This is a genomic window from Streptomyces sp. CB02414 (assembly GCF_001905385.1).
GTDB lineage: Bacteria > Actinomycetota > Actinomycetes > Streptomycetales > Streptomycetaceae > Streptomyces.
Window position 1 is genome coordinate 416,027 of sequence record NZ_LIPF01000009.1, and the last position, 20,894, is coordinate 436,920.

Consider the following 20,894-nt stretch of genomic DNA (forward strand, 5'->3'; position numbering starts at 1 on the left):
GCACCGGCGCCCGCCGGAACCCCGGTTCGGGCGTTTCCCGAGCCTAGTTCACGGTCTGCGACGTTCCCGGTGGAGCAGGGCGGGCACATCCCCCGATCGGATCAGCCGATGGTCACACCAACCCAGGTCCCGAGGGCCGCTCAGGCCTCGAACGGACGCGCCGGCCACGGCGCCTCGGCCGGACGGAGCGCGTCGAAGCCGTCGCCCCGCTCCGCGGCGACCAGCGAGAGCACGCCCACGACCAGGCAGTTGTTGTGCAGGTCGCCCGCGAGCACACCCCGGACCAGGTCCGCGACCGGCACCCGGGCCAGCTCCATGTCGGCCTCTTCGTCCTCGACCTCGAAGCGCTCGCCCTCGGCCTCGGAGAGGTTGCAGGCGAGGAAGATCCGTACGGCCTCGTCGCAGCCGCCGGGGGTGGTGTAGACGTCGGTCAGCACCCGCCAGTCCTCGGCCTTGACGTGCGCCTCCTCGTACAGCTCGCGCTGGGCGGCGTGCAGCGGGTTCTCGCCGGGGACGTCGAGCAGGCCGGCCGGGATCTCCCACAGCTTCTCGCGCACGGGGTGCCGGTACTGCCGGATGACGATGACCCGTCCCTCGTCGTCCAGGGCGAGGACGGCGACGGAGCCGGGGTGGACCTGGTAGTCGCGGGAGGCGACGGAGCCGTCGGGCATGACGACCTCGTCCGTGCGCACGGAGGTCTTCTTGCCCCGGAAGGGGGTTTCGCTGCCCCGGACCTCCCACTCCTCGGGGACATCCTTGATCGTGCTGCCCGCCATGCTGACCTGCCCTTCCAGACGTACGCGAAAAGCCGGGGCCCGCGCGTTTGAATGCGCGTGCCCCGGCCACCGTACAACCGGTGTGTTACTTCGACGTCTTCCGCTCGACCGCGGCCTTGACCAGCCCGGCGAAGAGCGGGTGCGGGCGGGTCGGGCGCGAGCGCAGCTCCGGGTGCGCCTGCGTGGCGACCAGGTAGGGGTGGACGTCACGCGGGTACTCGACGTATTCGACGAGCTTGCCGTCCGGGGAGGTGCCCGAGAAGAGGATGCCGGCCTTCTTCTCCAGCTCCGCGCGGTAGGCGTTGTTCACCTCGTAGCGGTGGCGGTGCCGCTCCTCGACGTACTCCTTGCCGTCGTACACCTCGCGGACGATCGAACCCTCGGCCAGCTTGGCCGGGTACATGCCGAGCCGCATGGTGCCGCCCATGTCGCCCTCGCCGGCCACGATGTCCAGCTGCTCGGCCATGGTCGAGACGACCGGGTGCGCGGTGGCGGGGTCGAACTCGGTGGAGTTGGCGTCCTCGACACCGGCCAGGTTGCGCGCGGCCTCGACCACGATGCACTGCAGGCCCAGGCAGAGACCCAGCAGCGGGATCTTGTTCTCACGGGCGTACTTGATCGCGCCGACCTTGCCGGTCACGCCGCGTTCGCCGAAGCCGCCCGGGATGCAGATCGCGTCGACGTCGCCGAGCTGGGCCTTGGCACCGGCCGGGGTCTTGCAGTCGTCGGACGTGACCCACTTGATCTTCACGCGGGCCCGGTTGGCGAAGCCGCCGGCGCGCAGGGCCTCGGTGACCGAGAGGTAGGCGTCGGGGAGGTCGATGTACTTGCCGACCAGCGCCATGGTGATCTCGTGCGCGGGCTTGTGGACGCGGTCGAGCAGGTCGTCCCAGGTCGTCCAGTCCACGTCGCGGAACGGCAGGTCCATCTTGCGGACCACGTAGGCGTCCAGGCCCTCGGCGTGCACGACCTTCGGGATGTCGTAGATCGAGCGGGCGTCCGGGCAGGCCACCACGGCGGCCTCGTCGACGTCGCACATCAGGGAGATCTTGCGCTTGATCGCCGTGGGTACCTCACGGTCGCAGCGCAGGACGATGGCGTCCGGCTGGATGCCGATGTTGCGCAGCGCGGCGACGCTGTGCTGGGTGGGCTTGGTCTTCAGCTCGCCCGAGGGACCGATGTAGGGCAGGAGCGAGATGTGCACCACGAAGACGTTGTCGCGGCCGACCTCGTGCCGCACCTGGCGGACGGTCTCCAGGAACGGCAGCGACTCGATGTCGCCGACCGTGCCGCCGACCTCGGTGATCACGACGTCGACCTCGTCGGTGGCCATACGGCGGATGCGGTGCTTGATCTCGTTGGTGATGTGCGGGATGACCTGGACCGTGTCGCCCAGGTACTCGCCGCGCCGCTCCTTGGCGATCACCGTGGAGTACACCTGGCCGGTGGTGACGTTCGCGGAGCCGTCGAGGTCGCGGTCGAGGAAGCGCTCGTAGTGGCCGATGTCCAGGTCGGTCTCGGCTCCGTCGTTGGTGACGAAGACCTCACCGTGCTGGAACGGGTTCATCGTGCCAGGGTCGACATTGAGGTAAGGGTCGAGCTTCTGCATCACCACGCGAAGACCCCGCGCCTTGAGCAGCATGCCGAGGCTGGAGGCGGTCAGCCCCTTGCCGAGCGAGGAGGCGACACCCCCGGTGACGAAGATGTGCTTGGTCGTCGAAGATTTGGGCGGCATGGCCAAGAGGGGGCTCCCGTGGTCGCGGTCTGGGGTGCGGTGCGTCCGTCGTCCGACCCGGTCGAGCCGGGTTGCCGTCGGCGGCGCCGTCGCTGCGGTTCCGGGGTTTTTCTCCCACCGGTCCACGGGCTACCAGCGTATCAGCGCCGCGGGGCGACGGCTTCCGGCCACCCTCCGCGCACATCCCGTCACCCTGGCGCGCGGCTCACCGTTTCCTCACCCGGTGGTCACCCGTTCGGCGGATGCGCGTTGTCCGGAGCGGCACACAGATCATCTACGTGCGTCGTATCCTGCTCGGACGTTCGCTGCCGAGCCCGCCCGGCGACACGGCACCACCCCCCGCCCGTCAGCACCGGAACAACGAGAGCTCGTCAGTCCGTTGAGCAACAATTGTCTTTTGCGGCACAGCGTTTGGCTTCACGGCCGGACGGCTGCTTTGCTTCATGGCTCAACGACACATGACTCAACACGCATGACTCACCCCTGACCCCCCTTGACCGCACTAGCGACCGCCCCCATGCGGGGTGACGTGGCCGTTCGACTGGAGTTGCACGTGGCCGGGCGCATCGAAGACTACGCACTCATCGGAGACATGCAGACCGCCGCACTGGTCTGCCGGGACGGCACAGTCGACTGGCTGTGCCTGCCCCGCTTCGACTCGCATGCCATCTTCGCGGGCCTGCTGGGAACCGGGGAACACGGCTTCTGGCGGATGGGCCCCGCCTACGCCCCCGGCGCCGAGCCGCCCACCGCGGCCCGGCGGACCTACCGCGGCGACTCCCTGATCCTGGAGTCCGAGTGGGACACCCCGCGCGGCACGGTCCGGGTGACCGATTTCATGCCGCCGCGCGACGGCGCGCCGCAGGTGATCCGCATCGTGGAGGGCGTCTCCGGCCGGGTGCCGATGCGCTCGGAGCTCAGGATGCGGTTCAGCTACGGCCGGGTGGTCCCGTGGGTGCGCAAGCACGAGGGCCGCACGGTGGCCGTCGCGGGCCCCGACTCCGTGTGGTTCGACACGGAGGCCGAGACCTACGGCAAGGCGCTCACCACGTACGCGGACTTCACGGTCGCTCCGGGTGAGCGGATCGCGTTCACCATCTCGTGGGAGCCCTCGCACAAGGAGCCGCCGCCGCTGCCCGAGCCGGAGCAGTCCCTGGCGGCGACCGAGGACTTCTGGCGCGACTGGGTCGAGCACTGCACGTACCACGGGCCCTACCGGGAAGCCGTGGTCCGCTCCCTGATCACGCTGAAGGCCCTGACGTACGCCCCCACCGGCGGCATCGTCGCCGCGCCCACGACCTCCCTGCCGGAGGACATCGGCGGCGTCCGCAACTGGGACTACCGCTACACCTGGCTGCGCGACGCGGCGATCACCCTGTCCTCGCTGCTGCGCACCGGCTACCGCGAGGAGGCCCGCGCCTGGCGCGAGTGGCTGCTCCGCGCGGTGGCGGGCGACCCGGAGAACCTGCAGATCATGTACGGCATCGCCGGTGAGCGAGAGCTCGGCGAGGCGGAGCTGGACTGGCTGCCGGGCTACGAGAACTCCACCCCGGTCCGGGTCGGCAACGGCGCCGCGCACCAGCTCCAGCTCGACGTCTACGGCGAGGTCACCGAGGCCCTGCACCTGGGCCACATGACGGGCCTGGCCCGCAACGACTACGCCTCGGTGCTCCAGCTGAAGCTGATCCGCTACCTGGAGGACCACTGGCAGGAGCCTGACGAGGGCATCTGGGAGGTGCGCGGCCCGCGCCGCCACTTCGTGCACTCCAAGGTGATGGCCTGGGTCGCCGTCGACCGCACCATCAAGCTGATCGAGTCCGGCGACGCCGACGGCCCGCTGGAGCGCTGGAAGCAGCTGCGCGACGACATCCACCGGGACGTGTGCGAGAAGGGCTACGACAAGGAACGCAACACCTTCACGCAGTCCTACGGCTCCCAGGAGCTGGACGCCTCGCTGCTGCTGATCCCGCAGATGGGCTTCCTGCCGCCGGACGACAAGCGGGTCATCGGCACCATCGAGGCCATCCAGCGGGAGCTGTCCACCTCGGACGGCTTCATCCTGCGCTACCCGACGGAGGGCGGCGACGAGGGCGTGGACGGCCTTCCCGGCGACGAGGGGGCCTTCCTGGCCTGCTCGTTCTGGATGGCCGACGACCTGGCGATGATCGGCCGCGTGGACGAGGCCCGCAAGCTCTTCGAGAAGCTCCTCTCGCTCCGCAACGACCTGGGCCTCCTGGCCGAGGAATGGGACCCCCGTCTCCAGCGCCAGGTCGGCAACTTCCCCCAGGCCTTCAGCCACGTCCCCCTGATCGACACGGCACTGAGGCTGACGGCGAGCGGGGCGTACGGGGGCTGAGACGGCCGCCGCTGCGGGCAGTCGTGCCGCTGGGGCGGCACGGGTGGGCGGTGGGGGTCCCCCCGCTCGAGCGAAGCCGAGAGTGGGGGAGGCACCCCGCAGCGCCGGGCAGCGCGACCCACCCCCGGCCCACACCCACGTCGGCCCCCCATCGCCCCGCCCTCCCAACAGGTACCGTCCGCTCCATGAACACCGCCGCACCCCCGCCCACGGGCATCACCGTGCAGCGCGCCCTGGAACTCCCCGGCCTCCGCAGCGGCCTCCCGGAGATCCTCGCCGGCGCCGACCGCCTGCACCGCACCGTCCGCTGGGTACACGCCGGCGAGGTGCCCAACATCGCCTCCCTCCTCAAGGGCGGCGAACTCCTCCTCACCACCGGCTACGGCCTCGGCACCCGCCCCGCCGAGCAGCGCGCCTTCGTCCGCACCCTCGCGGAACGCGGCATCGCCGCCCTCGTCGTGGAACTCGGCCCGCGCTTCGCCCGCCTCCCCGCGGCCCTCGTGGACACCGCCCGCACGGCGGGCCTGCCGCTGGTGCAGCTGCACCGCGAGGTGCCGTTCGTGACGGTCACCGAGGAGATCCACACCGAGATCGTCAACGGCCACTACGCACTGCTCCAGCGCGCCGAGGAGGTCCACCGCCGCTGCACCGACGCCCTGCTGGGCGGCGGCGGAGTCCCCCAGGTGCTCGGCATCCTCGCCGGTTTCGGCGACAACCCGGTCTTCCTGGAGACCGCCGACGGCCGCCTGCTGTACGCCGCCGGCTCCGGCCCGGAGGGCGCCGACCCGCTCCAGGTGTGGGAGGGCCTGCGCGGCCCGCACAAGGACGCCCCTCCCCCGGCGGGCTCGGTCCTGGTCGACGTGCCCGGCGGCGGCCCCGGTCCGGGCACCGCGACCGGCCCGGGCGCCGGTGCGGGCCCCGGCCCCGGCTCGGTGCGCGCCCGGCTCGTCATGCTCCCCGTACGGTCCCCGCTGGCGCAGGTGCACCGGATGGCGGCGGAACGGGCGGCCGGCATCCTCGCCGTGGTGCTGATGCAGGCGCGGCAGGAGGAGGAGCTGGCGGCGCGCGGGCGCGGCGACTTCCTCACCGACCTCGCCGAGGGCCGGATCACCGCGGAGGACGCCCCGGCGCAGGCCCGTGTGCTCGGCTTCAAGCCCGGCACCAGCCCGCTGCTCCCCGTGGTGATGCGGCTCGGTGACGCCCTGTCCCCCGCCGGCGGCGGCTGGGCGGTGCTGGCGCGGGCGGTCGCCGAGGAGCTGGCGTCGGTCGGGGTGCCGGTGCTGCTGGGCGTGCGTCCGGTGGAGGGCCGGGTCCCGCTGCTGCTGGGCCTGCGTGCGGAGTCGGAGCGGGGCGCGGTCGCGGACCGGGTCGCGGCGGCGCTGCGGGCGGGCGCGGAGCGGGCCGGGATGCAGCGGCCGGGAGCGCAGCCGCCCGTCGTGGTCGTCGGCGTGGCCGGCGGCTGGGCGGCGGCTTCGGCGGGCCTCAGGCACGCGGCGGAGACGGCGACCGCCGCGCAGGGGCTCACCGACCGGCCCTGGTACGACGCCCGGCGCCTCGACATCGACCTGCTGCTGTGGCGGCTGCGCGACCATCCGGACCTCGCGGCGTTCGTGGACCGGGCGATCGGCCCGCTGCGCGACCACGACGACCGTTCCAAGCCGCCCCTGCTGCCCACGCTCCAGACGTACCTGGCGCACGCGGGCCGCAAGGCGGAGACGGCACGCGAGCTGCACCTCAACCGGCAGACGCTCTACAACCGGCTGGCGCGGATCGGGGAGTTGCTCGGCACGGACCTCGACGACCCGCAGACCGTCCTGGCGCTGAGCCTGGCCCTGCGCGCCCGCCGGCACGTGCCGTGACCGGGGCCCCTCGGGCCCCTCACAGCAGTGGCGTGGGCCAGGTCAACTCGTCGTAGACGCTGAGCACCTGGGCGACGGTCTCGTCCTCCGTCGGCCAGGTGGCCGCCTGCCGTACGCCCTCGTCGCGCAGTTCCTCGCACCGCCCGGGATCGGCGAGCAGGCGCACGACGGCTTCGGCCAGTGCCTCCGCGTCCCCGTCCGGGACGAGTTCGGCGGCCTCGCCGACGAGTTCGGGAACGCCGCCCACGGCGCCGGCGACGAGCGGCACGCGCGCGTGCAGGGCCTCCTGGGCGAGGACGGAGCGTGCCTCACGGCGGCTCGGCAGCAGCGCGAGGTCGGCCGCGGCCAGCAGGTCGGTGATGTCGTCGCGGCTGCCGATGAGCACCACCGGCAGCCGCTCGTCCTCGATCCTGCGCTGCAACTCGGCGCGCAGCGGGCCCTCCCCGGCGACGACGACCAGCGGGACCGGGTCGAGGCCGCGCCACGCACGCGCGGCGTCGAGCAGGACGTCGTAGCCCCGGTGCGGCTCCAGGGAGCCGACGGCGATGAGCAACGGGCGGTCGACGGCACCGAGTTCGGCGCGGATCTTCGGGCTTTTCCCGTCCGGGTCGTCGGACTCGCCCGGCGGGCAGGGCCGGGCGGGGAGCGCGACGGGGCCGAGCCGGGCGTCCCGCGCGCCGGTCCGGCGGGCGCCGTCGACCAGTTCCGAGGTGGCGCCGAGCACCACGGTGGCGGACTTCATCACGCGCCGTTCCAGTACGCGCAGCAGGTGGGCGCGGGCTCCTTCGGCATGGACGCGGTCGTGCCAGGTCACGACGAACGGTGTGCGGACCCGCCGCCCGCCGAGGGCGAGCGCGGCGCGGAAGGAGGCGTGCAGCCCGTGCGCGTGCACCAGGTCGGCGTCCGCGCACACCGCTCGCAGCGCGGCGACGGAGACCGGATCGCTGCTGCGCGGTACGTGCACGTGGTCGGCTCCGGTGCCGGTGAAGTCGTAGGTGCGTTCCGCATCGTCGGGGGCGCACACCGTCACGTTCACGCCCCGTGCGACGAGCCCCGCGGCCAGGGAGCGCACGTGCGCGCTGCTGCCGGCGTTGCCGCCGCCCAGCACCTGCACGGTGCGCAACTGCGACTGGCCGTGCGGTGCGAGGCTGCTCACGGGGGTCACCTGGCCGGGGCTCCTGGTTCGGCGGGGACGGTCACGAAGAACGTACAGAACGATGGGTCGGAGAGGGTGCGCCGCGTCCTTGCCCGGGCGTCACTCCGTCAAGGATGCCAGGCCGTACGGGTGTTCCGGGAACGACGGCCGCCGCGTGTGGACGACCGTCCGGGCAACGGGACGGGGCCGGTTCACTCACCCGAGTGAACGTGCCGCCTCGCTCACCCGCTCCCCGCACGCGGCCGCGGCCATGAGCGCGACGGCGTGCGCGGCGAGCCCCGCGCGTCCGTTGCCGGCCGCCACCGCGGCGCCCAGGGCCGCGCCCAGCGCGTGTGCCCCCGTGTCACCGAGCATGGTGCGCTCGGCGAGGTCGTCGGGCAGCACGGCCGCGGCGGCGCCCATGGCGACGGCGGCCGTCTCCGCCCCGGGCCCCTCCCGCAGCAGCCCCGGCGCACCGAGCGCGAGCACCGCCGCCGCGGCCCGTCCCGGGCGTACGTCCACGAGGTTGACGAAGTGCGCGGCCCCCGCGACGACGACGCCCGCGAGCACCTTGTCCAGCGGCCGTTCCTTCAGCACCGCGCCGACGGCGAGCCCGGCCGCGGAAACCCCGAACAGCTTCACCGCCCCGCTGGTGACCTCACCGTCCCGCAGCGCCGCCAGATGCGCCCGGAAACCCCGCCGGGAGTCACCGGCGCCCGCCACATCGTCGTACGCCCCCGCAGGCCCCCGCGGCGAGCACCGCGAGGCCGACGCCGGGCCGCACCCGCACCGTCCCCACGGCGGCCGCCACGGCGCACGCGGGCCCGGCGTACAGGTCCACGGTCCGCCCGGCGTGGTTCCTCCGCTCCCACCGCTCCCGGCCGCCCGGCGCCACGGCACGCAACGCGGTCAGTCCGGTCCGCGCGAGGGCGGCGGCGAGGACGAGGGAGGAGCCGTTCCGGCGGACACGGTCGATCACCGGGCCACCCTACGGGACCCGCCCGCCACCCTTCCGCCGGACGTCCGCCCGGTCCGGGACGGCCACTCACCGCCACGACCGCGACCGCAAGGCCGCCCGGAGGGCCTACGCGTCCGACCGCGCCGTCTCCAGCAGCTCCTCCGCGTGCGCGCGGGCCGTCTCCGAGTCCTCCTGTCCTGCCAGCATCCGGGACAGCTCGCGGATCCGCTCCTCGCCCTCCAGGACCTTGACGCCGGAGCGGGTCACCGACCCGTCGTTCGTCTTCTCCACCAACAGCTGCCGGTCGGCGAACGCCGCCACCTGCGGCAGGTGCGTGACGACCACGACCTGCGCGTTCTTCGCCAGCCGCGCCAGACGCCGCCCGATCTCGACCGCCGCCTTGCCGCCGACACCGGCGTCGACCTCGTCGAAGAGGTACGTCGGCACGGGATCGGTGCCCGCGAAGACGACCTCCACGGCCAGCATCACGCGCGACAGCTCACCGCCGGACGCCCCCTTGGCGATCGGCCGGGGCGGCGCGCCCGGGTGCGGGGCGAGCAGCAGCTCGACCTCGTCGGCGCCGGACGGCCCGTAGGCGACCGTCCGCCCGCCGACCTCGACGCCCTCCGGGTCCTCGGTCTGCCGGATAGCGAACGACACGCGCGCGTGGGGCATGGCGAGCGAGGCCAGCTCGGCGGTGACCGCGGCGGCGAACCGTTCGGCGGCCTCCGTCCGCGCGTCCGTCAGCGCCTGCGCCAGCCCGCCCAGCTCCGTCCTGAGCGCGTCCCGCTCGGCGGTCAGCTCACCGATCCGCTCGTCGTCGCCGTCCAGCTCGGTCAGCCGCGCGGCGCCCTGCTCGGCCCAGGTCAGCACGGCGGCCACGTCCTCGCCGTACTTGCGGGTCAGCGCGGTGAGCGCGGCCCGCCGCTCCTCGACCGCCGCCAGCCGCAACGGGTCGGCGTCCAGGTCGTCGGCGTACCCGGCGAGCTCCCCGGCCACGTCGCGCAGCAGGATGCCCACCTCGCCGATCCGCTCGGCGAGCGCGGCCAGCGCCGGGTCGTGCGCCCGCACGGCGTCCAGGGCCCGCTGCGCGCCCGCGACCAGCGTGGAGGCGTCGACGCCCTCGGGGTCCTCCGGGTTGCCGGCCAGCGCGGCGTGCGCGGCGGTGGCGGCCGACGCGAGCGCCTCGGCGTGGCCCAGCCGCTCCGCCTCCTCCGCCAGTTCCACGTCCTCGCCGGCGTGCGGCTCGACCGCCGCGACCTCGTCGAGACCGTAGCGCAGGAGATCGGCCTCCTGGGCACGCTCGCGGGCGCGCGTGGTGATCTCCTCCAGCTCACGGGCGACGGCCCGCAGCCGCCGGTAGGCCTCGGCGTACTTGGCGAGCGGCCCGGCGACCGCGTCGCCCGCGTAGCGGTCCAGCGCCTGCCGCTGCCGGGTCAGCTTGAGCAGCCCCTGCTGGTCGGTCTGCCCGTGCACCGCCACCAGCTCGTCGGCCAGCTCGGCGAGCATCCCCACCGGCACCGACCGCCCGCCCAGGTGCGCCCGCGAGCGGCCCTCGGCGGAAACGGTACGGCTGATCAGCAGCGCCCCGTCGTCCAGCTCGGCCCCGGCCTCCTCGGCCCGCACGGCGGCCGCCGCGTCGTCGGGGACGGCGATGCGCCCCTCGACGACCGCGTTCTTGGCCCCGATCCGCACCAGCGCCGCGTCCGCGCGTCCGCCCAGGAGCAGCCCGAGGCTGGTGACCACCATGGTCTTGCCCGCACCCGTCTCACCGGTGACAGCGGTGAACCCGGGCGACAGCTCGACCACGGCGTCGTCGATGACTCCCAGCGACCGTATCCGCATCTCCTCAAGCACGGACACGACCATACGAGGTCGAGCGTGCGAAGTGCGACCGCCCCACCTCTGTCACGCCGGGGGAGCACATGCCGCTCAGGGGCGCGGGGAACTGCGCGACCAGCCACAACGCCCCGCGGCCCGCGACGTACCGAACCACCCCTTCGAGTCCGCTAGTGCGGCGCCCCGCGCCACCCGGACACCGGCAACGCGAACTTCGCCACCAGCCGGTCGGTGAACGACGCGTGGTGCAACCGAGCCAACCGCACCGGCACCGCCCCCCGCCGAACCTCCACCCGCGCCCCCGGCGGCAGCTCCACCGTCCGCCGCCCGTCACACCACAGAACGCCCGGCGGAATGTGCGGCAGCACCTCCACCGCCAGTACGGAATCCGGCGACGTCACCAACGGCTTCGCGAACAGCGCGTGCGCGCTGATCGGCACCATCAGCAGCGCCTCCACCTCGGGCCACACCACCGGCCCGCCCGCCGAGAAGGCGTACGCCGTAGACCCGGTCGGCGTCGACAGCACGATGCCGTCGCAGCCGAACCCGGTCACCGGCCGTCCGTCGATCTCCAGCACGACTTCCAGCAGCTTCTCGGCGCCGGCCTTCTGCACCGCCGCCTCGTTCAGCGCCCAGTCGGTGTGCACGATGTCGCCGTTGCGGTGCACGACGACGTCGACCGTCATCCGCTCCTCGACCTCGTACGCCCGGTTCACCACCCGGTCGACGACCTTGTCGAGGTCGTCCCGTTCTGCCTCGGCGAGGAACCCGACCCGCCCGAGGTTGACCCCGAGCATCGGCACCCCGGACGCGCGGGCGAACTCGGCGCCGCGCAGCAGCGTCCCGTCACCGCCGAGCACGATCAGCAGCTCGCACCCGTCCAGGCACTGCGGGGTGGCCTCCCCGACCAGCTCCACCTCGTCCGGCAGCGGCAGGTCGCGCGCCTCGGCCTCCAGGACGCGCACGCCGAGCCCCGCGTGCAGCAGGCCCTTGACCACGAGTTCCGCGCTGCGGATCGCCGCGGGACGCCCGGTGTGGGCGAGCAGGAAAACGGTACGCGCTCGGTTCTGTGTCAACTCGGCCCCTCCGCCACTGCACGGTCAACGTCGGCCGGGTCCAGTTCTCCGGCCCCGGCCCGCAGCCACAGAAAGTACTCGACGTTCCCGGAGGGACCGGGCAGCGGACTGGCGGTGACCCCCTTCACACCGAGCCCCAGTTCCCAGGCCCTGCGGGCGACGCCCGTCACGGCCTCGGCGCGCAGCTGCGCACTGCGTACCACTCCCCCGCTGCCCAGCCGCTCCTTGCCCACCTCGAACTGCGGCTTCACCATCATCACCAGGTCGGCGTCCGGCCGGGTGCACCGCACCAGGGCGGGCAGTACCAGTCCGAGCGGGATGAAGGACAGATCCCCCACGACAAGGTCCACGGGCTCCCCATCGATCGCTTCCGGCGTCAACTCGCGTACGTTCGTACGGTCCTTGACGGTGACGCGTTCATCCTGCTGGAGGGACCAGGCGAGCTGCCCGTAACCGACGTCGACGGCGACGACGTGCGCGGCGCCCGCGCGCAGCAGTACGTCGGTGAAACCGCCAGTGGACGCGCCGGCGTCCAGTGCCCGCCGGCCCTCGACGACGAGCCCCTGCGGCACGAAGGCCGCGAGGGCGCCAGCCAGCTTGTGGCCGCCGCGCGAGACGTAGTCAGGATCGCTGTCGTCGGCGCTCACCACGATCGCGGCGGCGGTCTCCACCTGCGTGGCCGGTTTGGTCGCGACGGTCTTGCCGACGGAGACCCGCCCGGCGGCGATCAGCTGGCTCGCGTGCTCGCGCGAGCGCGCCAGCTTGCGGCGGACCAGCTCCGCGTCGAGACGGCGGCGTGCGACTCCTGCCACGTTCGGTTCAGCTCCTGTTTTCGTACGGTGATGGCGGGACCGGAGGCCCCGGGCGGGCGTCGAGCGCGGTCAGCGCGTCGCGCAGCCCCCGGTGTACATCCTCGTACACCTCGACATGTCCGTCCGTGGTCAGGTGGTCGGCGTCGGCCAGCCGGGACAGCCGGGCGTCCACCTCGGCGTTCCCGGTGGGGGTGCGCGGGACGTCCAGGGGGGCGGGGGCGGCAGGGTCGCGCTCCGGCGCGTGCGCCTCCTCGCCGGTTTCCGGTGCCTCCGGTTCCGGTACTGCGTCGTTCATGCCCCGACGCTACCGCGTACCGCTGGGGTACGGTCGGTCCCGATGGCGACGACTGAGGAGTGCCGCGCCGCACTCGAGAAGCTCTCGGACAACATGGGCAGCGCCGAAGGGGACGTGCGGTCCGCCGCCGAGCTGGACCGCTCGGTGAGCTGCCACATCACCGACCTGGACGTCACCTTCGCGGGACGCATGGCGGACGGCCGGATCGACGTGCGCGAGACCCTGGAGGGTCCGCCGCGCGAGAAGGCCGAGATTAGGCTGGCGATGACCGGGGACGACCTGGTCGCCCTGGTCGCCGGCGAGCTGAACTTCGCCAGGGCCTGGGGATCGGGCCGGGTGAAGCTGGAGGCGGGCCTGCGCGACCTGTTCCGCCTCAGGAAGCTTCTGTAGCCGCCACCTTCTCCAGCTCCGTTCGGCTGCCGCCCCGTGCCTTGCGCGCGGCCGGCACCACCAGCGGCGTACCCGTCTCGGGGTCGTCGATGACCTGGCAGCGCAGCCCGAAGACCCGCTCCACCAGGTCGGCGGTGACGATGTCCTTCGGCGCCCCCTCGGCGATGATCTCCCCGCCGCGCAGGGCGATGAGGTGGGTGGCGTACCGGGCGGCGTGGTTGAGGTCGTGCAGCACGGCGACGAGGGTCCGGCCCTGCTCCTCGTGGAGCTCCGCGCACAGGTCGAGGACGTCGATCTGGTGCTGGATGTCGAGGTACGTCGTCGGCTCGTCGAGCAGGAGCAGCGGGGTCTGCTGGGCGAGGGCCATGGCGATCCACACGCGCTGGCGCTGTCCGCCGGAGAGTTCGTCGACGTAGCGGTCGGCCAGCTCCGCGATGCCGGTCTGGGCCATCGACTCCTGGACGACGCGCTCGTCCTCGGTCGACCACTGGCGCAGGATGCCCTGGTGCGGGTAGCGGCCGCGGCCGACGAGGTCGCCGACGGTGATGCCGTCGGGTGCGATGGACGACTGGGGCAGCAGGCCGAGGGTGCGGGCGACCTGCTTGGCGGGCATCGACTGGATGACCGAGCCGTCGAGCAGCACCCGGCCCTGGGTGGGCTTCAGCATCCGCGACAGGGCGCGCAGCAGGGTGGACTTGCCGCAGGCGTTCGGGCCGACGATCACCGTGAAGGAGTTGTCGGGTATCTCCACCGACAGCTTCTCCGCGATGACCCGCTGGTCGTAGGCGAGGGTGACGTTCTCGGCGGTCAGGCGGTTCACGTTGCTCCTTTGGTTGTTCAGCCCGCTGCGGTCGCCGGTGCCGGCGCTCATATCCGGCCCGCCTTGCGCTCGGTGACCAGCAGCCACAGCAGGTAGACGCCGCCGAGCACGCCGGTGACGACGCCCACGGGCAGCTGGTCTGCGCCGAAGGCCCGCTGCGAGACGAAGTCGGCCGACACCAGCAGGGCGGCGCCCATGCACACGGACGGCAGCAGGTTGGGGCCGGGCGAGCGGGTCAGTCGCCGGGCGAGCTGTGGAGCGGTGAGCGCGACGAAGCTGACCGGTCCCGCGGCGGCAGTTGCGGCGGCGGTGAGCAGCACGGCGGCCACCATCAGCAGGGCCCGCACGCGCTCGACGCGCACTCCGAGGGCGTACGAGACGTCATCGCCCATCTCCATCATCCGCAGCGCGCGCCCGTTGGCGAGGACCAGCGGGACGAGCACGGCGCACAGCACGAGCAGGGGCCAGACCTGGTCCCAGTCGCGGCCGTTGAGGGAGCCGGTCATCCAGACGACCGCGCGGGAGGCGTCGACGATGTCGGCCCGGGTGAGGAGATAGCCGTTGACGGCCGTGACGATCGCGGAGACGCCGATACCGACCAGGACCAGCCGGTAGCCGTGCACGCCGCGCTTCCAGGCGAGCAGATAGATGGCGACGCCGGTCACCAGGCCGCCGACGAGCGCCCCGCCGGTCACCTGCGCCGAGGTGCCGGAGAACAGCACGATCATGGTGAGGGCGCCGGCCGTCGCGCCCTGCCCGAGGCCGAGCACGTCCGGGCTGCCGAGCGGGTTGCGGGAGATGGCCTGGAACAGCGCGCCGCCCATCCCCAGCGCGGCGCCGACCAGCAGCCCGACCAGGACTCGCGGCAGCCGCAGTTCGTTGACGATGAACTCCTGGCTCGCGTTGCCGCCGCCGGCCAGGGTCCGGAGCACGTCGGCGGCCGGTATCTCGAAGTCGCCGGTGCCGATCAGCAGGACGCTCGCGGCCAGCGCGAGGAGCAGCAGCAGGGCGACGACGACGGTGGCCCGCACGTCCAGGCGGAAGGACAGCCCGCCCGGGCTCCGCACGGCACGGTTCTTCCTCACGGCTTTCGTGGTCACAGCTGGGCCGTCCTCCGCCGTCGTACGAGATAGATGAAGACCGGGCCGCCCAGGACGGCGGTGACGATGCCGACCTGAAGCTCGGAGGGCCGGGCGACGATCCGGCCGAGGACGTCGGCGCCCAGCAGCAGCACGGGCGACAGGATCGCGGCGTACGGCAGGATCCAGCGCATGTCGGGCCCGGTGAAGGAGCGGACGATGTGCGGGACCATCAGACCGACGAACACGATCGGCCCGCAGGCGGCGGTCGCCGCCCCGCACAGCACGGTCGCGGCGAGCATGGACAGCGCCCGGGTGCGGTTGAGGTTGGCGCCGAGCGCCTTGGCGGTGTCGTCGCCCATCTCCATGGCGTTGAGGGGCCGGGAGAGGGCGAGGGCGAGGATGGTGCCCACCACGAAGAACGGCAGCACTTCCATGATGGTGTCGTCGGTCGCCGAGGACAGCGACCCGACCGTCCAGAAACGCATCCGGCCCAGCGCCGCGTCGTCCATGATCATCACGGCTTGGAGGTAGCCGAAGAGCGCGGCGCTGATCGCGGTGCCGGCCAGCACCAGCCGCACCGGCGTGGCCCCCCTGCTGCCGCCGAGGAACCAGACCAGCGCGCCCACGCCCGCCGCGCCGGCGAACGCGAACCACACGTACCCGGTCAGCGAGGTGACGCCGAAGAAGGTGATGGCCGTGACGACCGCCGCCGAGGCGCCCGCGTTGATGCCCAGCAGGCCGGGGTCGGCCAGCGGATTGCGGGTGAGCGCCTGGAGGACGGCTCCGGCGAGCCCGAGCGCGGCCCCCGCGAGCAGACCGAGCACGGTCCGCGACTGCCGTTCGCCCACCACCACGTCGCTGTACGTGCCCGAGTCGTGGAAGAGGCCGTGCCAGACCTGCGCCAGGGACAGGTCCTTCGCGCCGACCGCGAGGCTCGCCAACGCGATGAACACCAGGACCGCTGCCGAGACGGGCAGCCCGACGGCACGTACGACACGGCGCTTCGGGGGCGGCGCGGGGGCGGTCTCCGCGCGCTGTTCGGGGGGACTGTCGACCAACACGCGGTTAGGTTAGCCTACCCTGCCACGATCCCGAGGACATCGGTGCCGCCCGGAACGTCTCCGTTCGCAGCCGGGCTCCTGCCCCGTACGGCGGCTCACAACCCCAGTCGCGCCAGCGCCTTTCCGGAATCCAGCGCACACCCCTCCTCCCCGCCCGCCGTCCAGGCCGCCGCGCACAGCGCACGCAGCCCGTCCAGCGCCGCGCCGTCGCCCTCCAGCTCCAGCCGCTCGGCGCCGGCCGTCGCCGTCCAGCCACCGCACCGGAAGCCCTCGCCGCCGTCCCCCGTGACCTCCGGCTGCCCGCCGAGCAGCCCGCGCAGATCGGCGTCGACGTACGTCGGCCGGTGGTGCGGCGGCGCCGCCAGCAACTGCGCCCCGTCGGTCACCCCGGTCAGGACGAGCAGCGAGTCGACTTCGCCGTTGAACGCGCCCTCGATGTCCGTGTCCAGCCGGTCCCCCACCACCAACGGCCGCTGCGCGCCGGTGCGCAGGATCGTCTCCCGGTGCATGGGCGGCAACGGCTTCCCCGCGACCTGCGGCTCGGCGCCGGTGGCGATCCGGACGACCTCCACCGCCGCGCCGTTGCCCGGTGCGATGCCCCGGGCGCCCGGGATCGTCAGGTCCGTGTTGGAGGCGTACCAGGGCACCCCTCGCGCGATCGCGTAGCAGGCCTCCGCGAACCGCCCCCACGGCAGCTCGGGCCCGCCGAAGCCCTGCACGACGGCCGCCGGATCGTCCTCCGCCGACTCCACCGGCTCCAGGCCCCGCTCCCGCAGGGCGACCCGCAGCCCGTCACCGCCGATCACCAGCACCCGCGAGCCCGACGGCACCTGCTCGGCGATCAGCCGGGCCACCGCCTGCGCCGACGTGATGACGTCGGCGGCGCCCGTCGGTATGCCCAGCTCGGTGAGGTGCGCGGCCACCGTGTCGGGAGTCCGGAGCGCGTTGTTCGTCACGTACGCCAGGCGCATGCCGCCCGCGCGGGCCGTGGACAGCGACTCGACCGCGTGGGAGATGGCCTCACCCCCCGCGTACACGACCCCGTCCAGGTCGAGCAGCGCCGTGTCGTACGCCTCGCCCAGGCTCCGCCCACTGCCCTCGGGCCTCGTCCTGACGCTCCGGCTCATTGCACATCGCTCCTCGTTCGACGCCTTTCCCCCGATCATCCCCCATGCCACTGACACACGTACGATGCCGGGATGAACACAGCAGGTCACCCGGAAGCAACGGCGCGCCGGGGCCTGGAACTCACCCCGTTCCGAGGCCTCCGCTACGACCCCGACCGGGTCGGCAGCCTGGCCGCCGTGACGTCCCCGCCCTACGACGTCGTGGTCCGTCCCGACGGCCTGCTCCACCTCGAGTCCGCAGACCCGCACAACATCGTCCGGCTGATCCTCCCCCAGGCCGCCACGCCCGAGGCCCGCAACGAGCAGGCCGCCGAGACCCTGCGGCGCTGGAGGTCGGAGGGCGTCCTGACCGCCGACCCCGAACCCGGCCTGTACGTCTACGAACAGCGCGACGGCGACGGCATGCTGCAACGCGGCATCATCGGCGCCCTGCGCGTGTCCGACCCCGCCGAGCAGGTCGTGCTCCCGCACGAGGACGTCATGCCGCACGTCGTCGCCGACCGCGCGGCCCTCATGCGGGCCACCTCGGCGAACCTCGAACCCCTGCTCCTCACCTACCGCGGCGACGGGGCCACGGCGGCCACGACGACCGTCGTGGAACGCACCGCGGAACGGCCGCCGCTGCTGTCGACGACCACGGAGGACGGCTACTGCCACCGCCTGTGGTCGCTCACCGACCCCGACGACCTGGCCCGCGTCCGCTCGGAGCTGGCGCGGCACCAGGCCCTCATCGCCGACGGCCACCATCGCTGGGCCACCTACCGCACGCTCCGCGCGGAGCACCCCTCCCCGAGCCCCTGGGACCACGGCCTCGTCCTCCTGGTCGACACGGCCCGCTACCCGCTCCGGGTCCGCGCCATCCACCGCCTGCTGCACGGCTTCCCGGTGGACGACGCCGTCGCCGCCCTGGACGGCCACTTCCGCGTCCGCCGGCTCGACGGCCCCCTGACCCGGGCCATGGAGGACCTGGCGAAGGCGGCCGAGTCGGGCAACGCCTTCCTGCTCGCCGGTGACGGCTCCTTCCATCTCGTCGACCGGCCGGACCCGGTCCTGCTGGACCGCACGGTCCCCACCGACCGTCCCCAGGCATGGCGCACCCTGGACGCCACCGTCCTGCACGCCACGCTCCTGGCCCACGTCTGGCGCATCCCGGACGACTCCGCGGCCCACGTCTCCTACATCCACGACACGGCGGCCACCGCGGAGAAGGCGGAACGCGACGGCGGTACGGCGGTACTGATGCACCCCGTTCGCGAGGAGGTCGTACGCGAGCTGGCCCAGCAGGGCGTCACGATGCCCCGGAAGTCGACCTCCTTCGGCCCCAAGCCGGCCTCGGGCCTGGTGCTGCGCGCGCTGGACCTGTGACGGGGCACGAGCCGTGACGACGAAGGGGCGGGACCGTGTACCGGTCCCGCCCCTTCGTCGTCACATGGCAGACGTCACTCCTTGTCGCCGTCCGCGTCTTCCACGGACTGGCTCCCCGCGTCGCTCTCGCCCTCGTCGAGGGCGTCCATGAACTCCACTCCGTCCAGCTCGGCCAGCCGGTCGGAGGCGTCCGTGCTGCCGTCCCGGTCGGACTCGACGGCCTTCGCGAACCACTCCCGTGCCTCCCGTTCCCGGCCGGCGGCCAGCAGCGCGTCGGCGTAGGCGTACCGCAGCCGCGCGGTCCAGGGCTGTACGGAGTTGGAGGCCAGCTCCGGGCTCTGCAGCGTCACGATGGCCGCGTCCAGCTGGCCCATGTCGCGCCGGGCGCCGGCGGCCACGAGGCGCATCTCGACCTGGCCGGCCTTGTCGAGCTTGTGCACCTCGGAGGCACCGGCCATGTCCAGCGCCTTCTCCGGCCGGCCGAGCCCACGCTCGCAGTCCGCCATCACCGGCCACAGCTCCACGGACCCGGTCATCCGGCGCGCGGCCCGGAACTCCGCCAGGGCCTCGCTGTACTTCTGGTTGGCGTACGCCGCGAACCCGGCCGCCTCGCGTACGGCGGCGACACGGGAAGCCAGGCGCAGGGCCACCCTCGAGTAGCCGTACGCCGCTTCCGGGTCCTCGTCGAGGAGTCGGGCGACCATCACGAGGTTCCTGGCGACGTCCTCCGCGAGCGTCTTGGGCAGGCTCTGCAGCTCCTGCCGTACGTCCTTGTCGATCTCGTCGCCCGTGACCTCTTCGGGGATCGGCAGACGCTTGATGGGCTCGCGGTCGCGGTCCCGCTCCTCGCGGAAACGGCCACCACCGCCCTGCCGGTCGTCCCGCCCACGGAAACCGCCGGGCCGCCCGCCTCGATCGTCACGCCGGGGACCGCGTCCCCCGCGGTCGTCTCGGCCGCGGAACCCACCACGGTCGCCACCACGGCTGTCCTCACGACGGAAGCCACCACGGTCGCCACGGTCGTCACGGCGGAACGAAGGGCGGTCATCACGGCGGTCGTCGCGGCGGAACGAAGGGCGGTCGCCGCCACGGTCATCGCGGCGGTCGTCGCGGCGGAAGGAGGGGCGGTCGCCGCCACGGTCGTCACGCCGGAAACCACGGTCCCCGCCACGGTCCCGGTCATCACGACGCGGCCCACGGTCCCGGTCATCACGACGCGGCCCACGGTCCCGGTCGTCGCGACGCCCGTACCCGCCACCGCGGTTGTCGTCACGCCGGTCATCACGACGATCGTCACGGCGGTCATCACGACGGAAGCCGCCACGGTCACCGCGGTTACCACGGTCGTCACGACGGAAGGAGGGCCGGTCATCACGGCGGTCGTCGCGGCGGAACGAAGGGCGGTCGCCGCCACGGTCATCGCGGCGGTCGTCGCGGCGGAAGGAGGGGCGGTCGCTGCCGCGGTCGTCACGCCGGAAACCACGGTCCCCGCCACGGTCCCGGTCATCACGACGCGGCCCACGGTCCCGGTCGTCGCGACGCCCGTACCCGCCGCCACCGCGGTTGTCGTCACGCCGGTCATCACGACGATCGTCACGGCGGTCATCCCGACGGAAGCCGCGCTGGCCCCCGCGGTCGTCACCTCGACGGTCATCGCCTCGACGGTCGTCACGCCGGAACCCACCGCGATCAGGACCGCGACCACGGTCGTTGTCGCGGCGGAATCCGCCGCGGTCCCCGCGCTGACCGGGACGGTCACCACGGCCACCACTGTCCCGTCGCCGCTGATCGCGCTCCGGTCGGTCGTCGGGAGAGTTGGTGGACATGGGTGACTCCTGTCTTCGGTACCGCAAGTCATTCTCGCGCAGCCGGGTACCCGGCGCGCCCTGGAAAAACGAAAGGACCCTTGGTCCCCAGCTGAACGCTGGGGACCAAGGGTCCTTTCCAAAGATTGTTCGGCGGCGTCCTACTCTCCCACAGGGTCCCCCCTGCAGTACCATCGGCGCTGTAAGGCTTAGCTTCCGGGTTCGGAATGTAACCGGGCGTTTCCCCTACGCTATGACCACCGAAACCCTAATGGTTTCGAGCGAACAAGCACACTCTTCAATTGTTCTGTTCAGCTCGAAAGCCGGCAACTGTTCGTTGCCTCAGAACTAACACAGTGGACGCGAGCAACTGAGGACAAGCCCTCGGCCTATTAGTACCAGT

The 20,894-nt window shown here is 73.0% G+C and carries 17 protein-coding genes, 1 rRNA gene and 1 pseudogene; 4 read left to right on the forward strand and 15 right to left on the reverse strand.

The genetic code is table 11. The features are described 5' to 3' along the window. Positions 1-140: 140 nt before the first annotated feature. Positions 141-776, reverse strand: coding sequence for an NUDIX domain-containing protein (locus AMK11_RS29135; RefSeq protein WP_073731054.1), 636 nt, complete (start codon positions 774-776; stop codon positions 141-143). Positions 777-861: 85 nt separating this feature from the next. After that, entirely contained in the window at positions 862-2,511 is a 1,650-nt protein-coding gene (locus tag AMK11_RS29140) for a CTP synthase (protein WP_073731055.1), read from the reverse strand. A 553-nt stretch (positions 2,512-3,064) separates the two neighbouring features. On the opposite strand from AMK11_RS29140, the gene AMK11_RS29145 reads away from it, so the two are divergent. After that, complete coding sequence (locus AMK11_RS29145; protein ID WP_073731056.1) at positions 3,065-4,867, forward strand: glycoside hydrolase family 15 protein; 1,803 nt, start codon at positions 3,065-3,067, stop codon at positions 4,865-4,867. A gap of 185 nt (positions 4,868-5,052) precedes the next feature. Then, on the forward strand, positions 5,053-6,726 hold the full coding sequence (locus tag AMK11_RS29150) for a PucR family transcriptional regulator (protein ID WP_073731057.1): 1,674 nt from the start codon (positions 5,053-5,055) through the stop codon (positions 6,724-6,726). 19 nt (positions 6,727-6,745) lie between these two features. On the opposite strand, the gene AMK11_RS29155 is transcribed toward AMK11_RS29150, so the two are convergent. From AMK11_RS29155 to AMK11_RS29180, 6 genes and pseudogenes are all read right to left on the reverse strand, one after another. Further along, positions 6,746-7,891, reverse strand: a complete 1,146-nt coding sequence (locus tag AMK11_RS29155; RefSeq protein ID WP_073731058.1) for a glycosyltransferase family 4 protein — start codon at positions 7,889-7,891, stop codon at positions 6,746-6,748. Between the two features lie 186 nt (positions 7,892-8,077). Further along, positions 8,078-8,840 (reverse strand): annotated as a pseudogene (locus AMK11_RS29160) (hypothetical protein). A 105-nt stretch (positions 8,841-8,945) separates the two neighbouring features. After that, positions 8,946-10,688, reverse strand: coding sequence for a DNA repair protein RecN (recN, locus tag AMK11_RS29165; protein ID WP_198941483.1), 1,743 nt, complete (start codon positions 10,686-10,688; stop codon positions 8,946-8,948). Between the two features lie 140 nt (positions 10,689-10,828). Continuing rightward, the gene (locus AMK11_RS29170) at positions 10,829-11,734 is read right to left on the reverse strand and encodes an NAD kinase (RefSeq protein ID WP_019325365.1); all 906 of its coding nucleotides are present in this window, start codon (positions 11,732-11,734) and stop codon (positions 10,829-10,831) included. Continuing rightward, complete coding sequence (locus AMK11_RS29175) at positions 11,731-12,546, reverse strand: hemolysin (RefSeq protein ID WP_073731059.1); 816 nt, start codon at positions 12,544-12,546, stop codon at positions 11,731-11,733. The genes AMK11_RS29170 and AMK11_RS29175 overlap by 4 nt, the downstream gene beginning before the upstream one ends. Before the next feature lie 7 nt (positions 12,547-12,553). After that, a complete protein-coding gene (locus AMK11_RS29180) occupies positions 12,554-12,841 on the reverse strand; it encodes a hypothetical protein (RefSeq protein WP_073731060.1) in 288 nt (95 codons plus the stop codon). A gap of 42 nt (positions 12,842-12,883) precedes the next feature. Here AMK11_RS29180 and AMK11_RS29185 point away from each other — a divergent pair, with 42 nt between their 5' ends. Continuing rightward, positions 12,884-13,231, forward strand: coding sequence for an SCP2 sterol-binding domain-containing protein (locus tag AMK11_RS29185; protein ID WP_073731061.1), 348 nt, complete (start codon positions 12,884-12,886; stop codon positions 13,229-13,231). Here the strand turns inward: AMK11_RS29185 and AMK11_RS29190 are convergent. The 4 genes from AMK11_RS29190 to AMK11_RS29205 form a co-directional block, all read right to left on the reverse strand. After that, positions 13,215-14,102 carry an ABC transporter ATP-binding protein gene (locus AMK11_RS29190; RefSeq protein ID WP_079187763.1) on the reverse strand — a complete coding sequence of 296 codons (888 nt, stop codon included), beginning with the start codon at positions 14,100-14,102 and terminating at the stop codon, positions 13,215-13,217. The genes AMK11_RS29185 and AMK11_RS29190 overlap by 17 nt on opposite strands. Next, the gene (locus AMK11_RS29195; RefSeq protein ID WP_073731095.1) at positions 14,099-15,136 is read right to left on the reverse strand and encodes a FecCD family ABC transporter permease; all 1,038 of its coding nucleotides are present in this window, start codon (positions 15,134-15,136) and stop codon (positions 14,099-14,101) included. The genes AMK11_RS29190 and AMK11_RS29195 overlap by 4 nt, the downstream gene beginning before the upstream one ends. A gap of 11 nt (positions 15,137-15,147) precedes the next feature. After that, a complete protein-coding gene (locus tag AMK11_RS29200) occupies positions 15,148-16,194 on the reverse strand; it encodes a FecCD family ABC transporter permease (RefSeq protein ID WP_073731062.1) in 1,047 nt (348 codons plus the stop codon). A 95-nt stretch (positions 16,195-16,289) separates the two neighbouring features. Next, positions 16,290-17,321, reverse strand: coding sequence for an HAD hydrolase-like protein (locus AMK11_RS29205; protein ID WP_073731063.1), 1,032 nt, complete (start codon positions 17,319-17,321; stop codon positions 16,290-16,292). Positions 17,322-17,393: 72 nt separating this feature from the next. On the opposite strand from AMK11_RS29205, the gene AMK11_RS29210 reads away from it, so the two are divergent. Beyond that, positions 17,394-18,686, forward strand: coding sequence for a DUF1015 domain-containing protein (locus AMK11_RS29210; RefSeq protein WP_073731064.1), 1,293 nt, complete (start codon positions 17,394-17,396; stop codon positions 18,684-18,686). 74 nt (positions 18,687-18,760) lie between these two features. Here the strand turns inward: AMK11_RS29210 and AMK11_RS37090 are convergent, their stop codons facing one another. The 3 genes from AMK11_RS37090 to rrf form a co-directional block, all read right to left on the reverse strand. Next, the gene (locus tag AMK11_RS37090; protein WP_143194601.1) at positions 18,761-19,498 is read right to left on the reverse strand and encodes a tetratricopeptide repeat protein; all 738 of its coding nucleotides are present in this window, start codon (positions 19,496-19,498) and stop codon (positions 18,761-18,763) included. Beyond that, complete coding sequence (locus tag AMK11_RS38245; protein WP_241847104.1) at positions 19,390-20,448, reverse strand: hypothetical protein; 1,059 nt, start codon at positions 20,446-20,448, stop codon at positions 19,390-19,392. The genes AMK11_RS37090 and AMK11_RS38245 overlap by 109 nt, the downstream gene beginning before the upstream one ends. A gap of 191 nt (positions 20,449-20,639) precedes the next feature. Next, positions 20,640-20,756: ribosomal RNA gene (gene rrf / locus AMK11_RS29220) — 5S ribosomal RNA — on the reverse strand. Between the last annotated feature and the right edge of the window lie 138 nt (positions 20,757-20,894).

What these genes read in the sequence shown, in the direction of transcription:
- AMK11_RS29150 (WP_073731057.1), top strand. Translation starts at nt 5,053, where the DNA reads ATGAACACCGCCGCACCCCCGCCCACGGGCATCACCGTGCAGCGCGCC.
- AMK11_RS29135 (WP_073731054.1), bottom strand. Translation starts at nt 776, where the DNA reads ATGGCGGGCAGCACGATCAAGGATGTCCCCGAGGAGTGGGAGGTCCGG.
- AMK11_RS29210 (WP_073731064.1), top strand. Translation starts at nt 17,394, where the DNA reads ATGAACACAGCAGGTCACCCGGAAGCAACGGCGCGCCGGGGCCTGGAA.
- AMK11_RS29205 (WP_073731063.1), bottom strand. Translation starts at nt 17,321, where the DNA reads ATGAGCCGGAGCGTCAGGACGAGGCCCGAGGGCAGTGGGCGGAGCCTG.
- AMK11_RS29180 (WP_073731060.1), bottom strand. Translation starts at nt 12,841, where the DNA reads ATGAACGACGCAGTACCGGAACCGGAGGCACCGGAAACCGGCGAGGAG.
- AMK11_RS29190 (WP_079187763.1), bottom strand. Translation starts at nt 14,102, where the DNA reads ATGAGCGCCGGCACCGGCGACCGCAGCGGGCTGAACAACCAAAGGAGC.
- AMK11_RS29185 (WP_073731061.1), top strand. Translation starts at nt 12,884, where the DNA reads ATGGCGACGACTGAGGAGTGCCGCGCCGCACTCGAGAAGCTCTCGGAC.
- AMK11_RS29140 (WP_073731055.1), bottom strand. Translation starts at nt 2,511, where the DNA reads ATGCCGCCCAAATCTTCGACGACCAAGCACATCTTCGTCACCGGGGGT.
- recN (WP_198941483.1), bottom strand. Translation starts at nt 10,688, where the DNA reads ATGGTCGTGTCCGTGCTTGAGGAGATGCGGATACGGTCGCTGGGAGTC.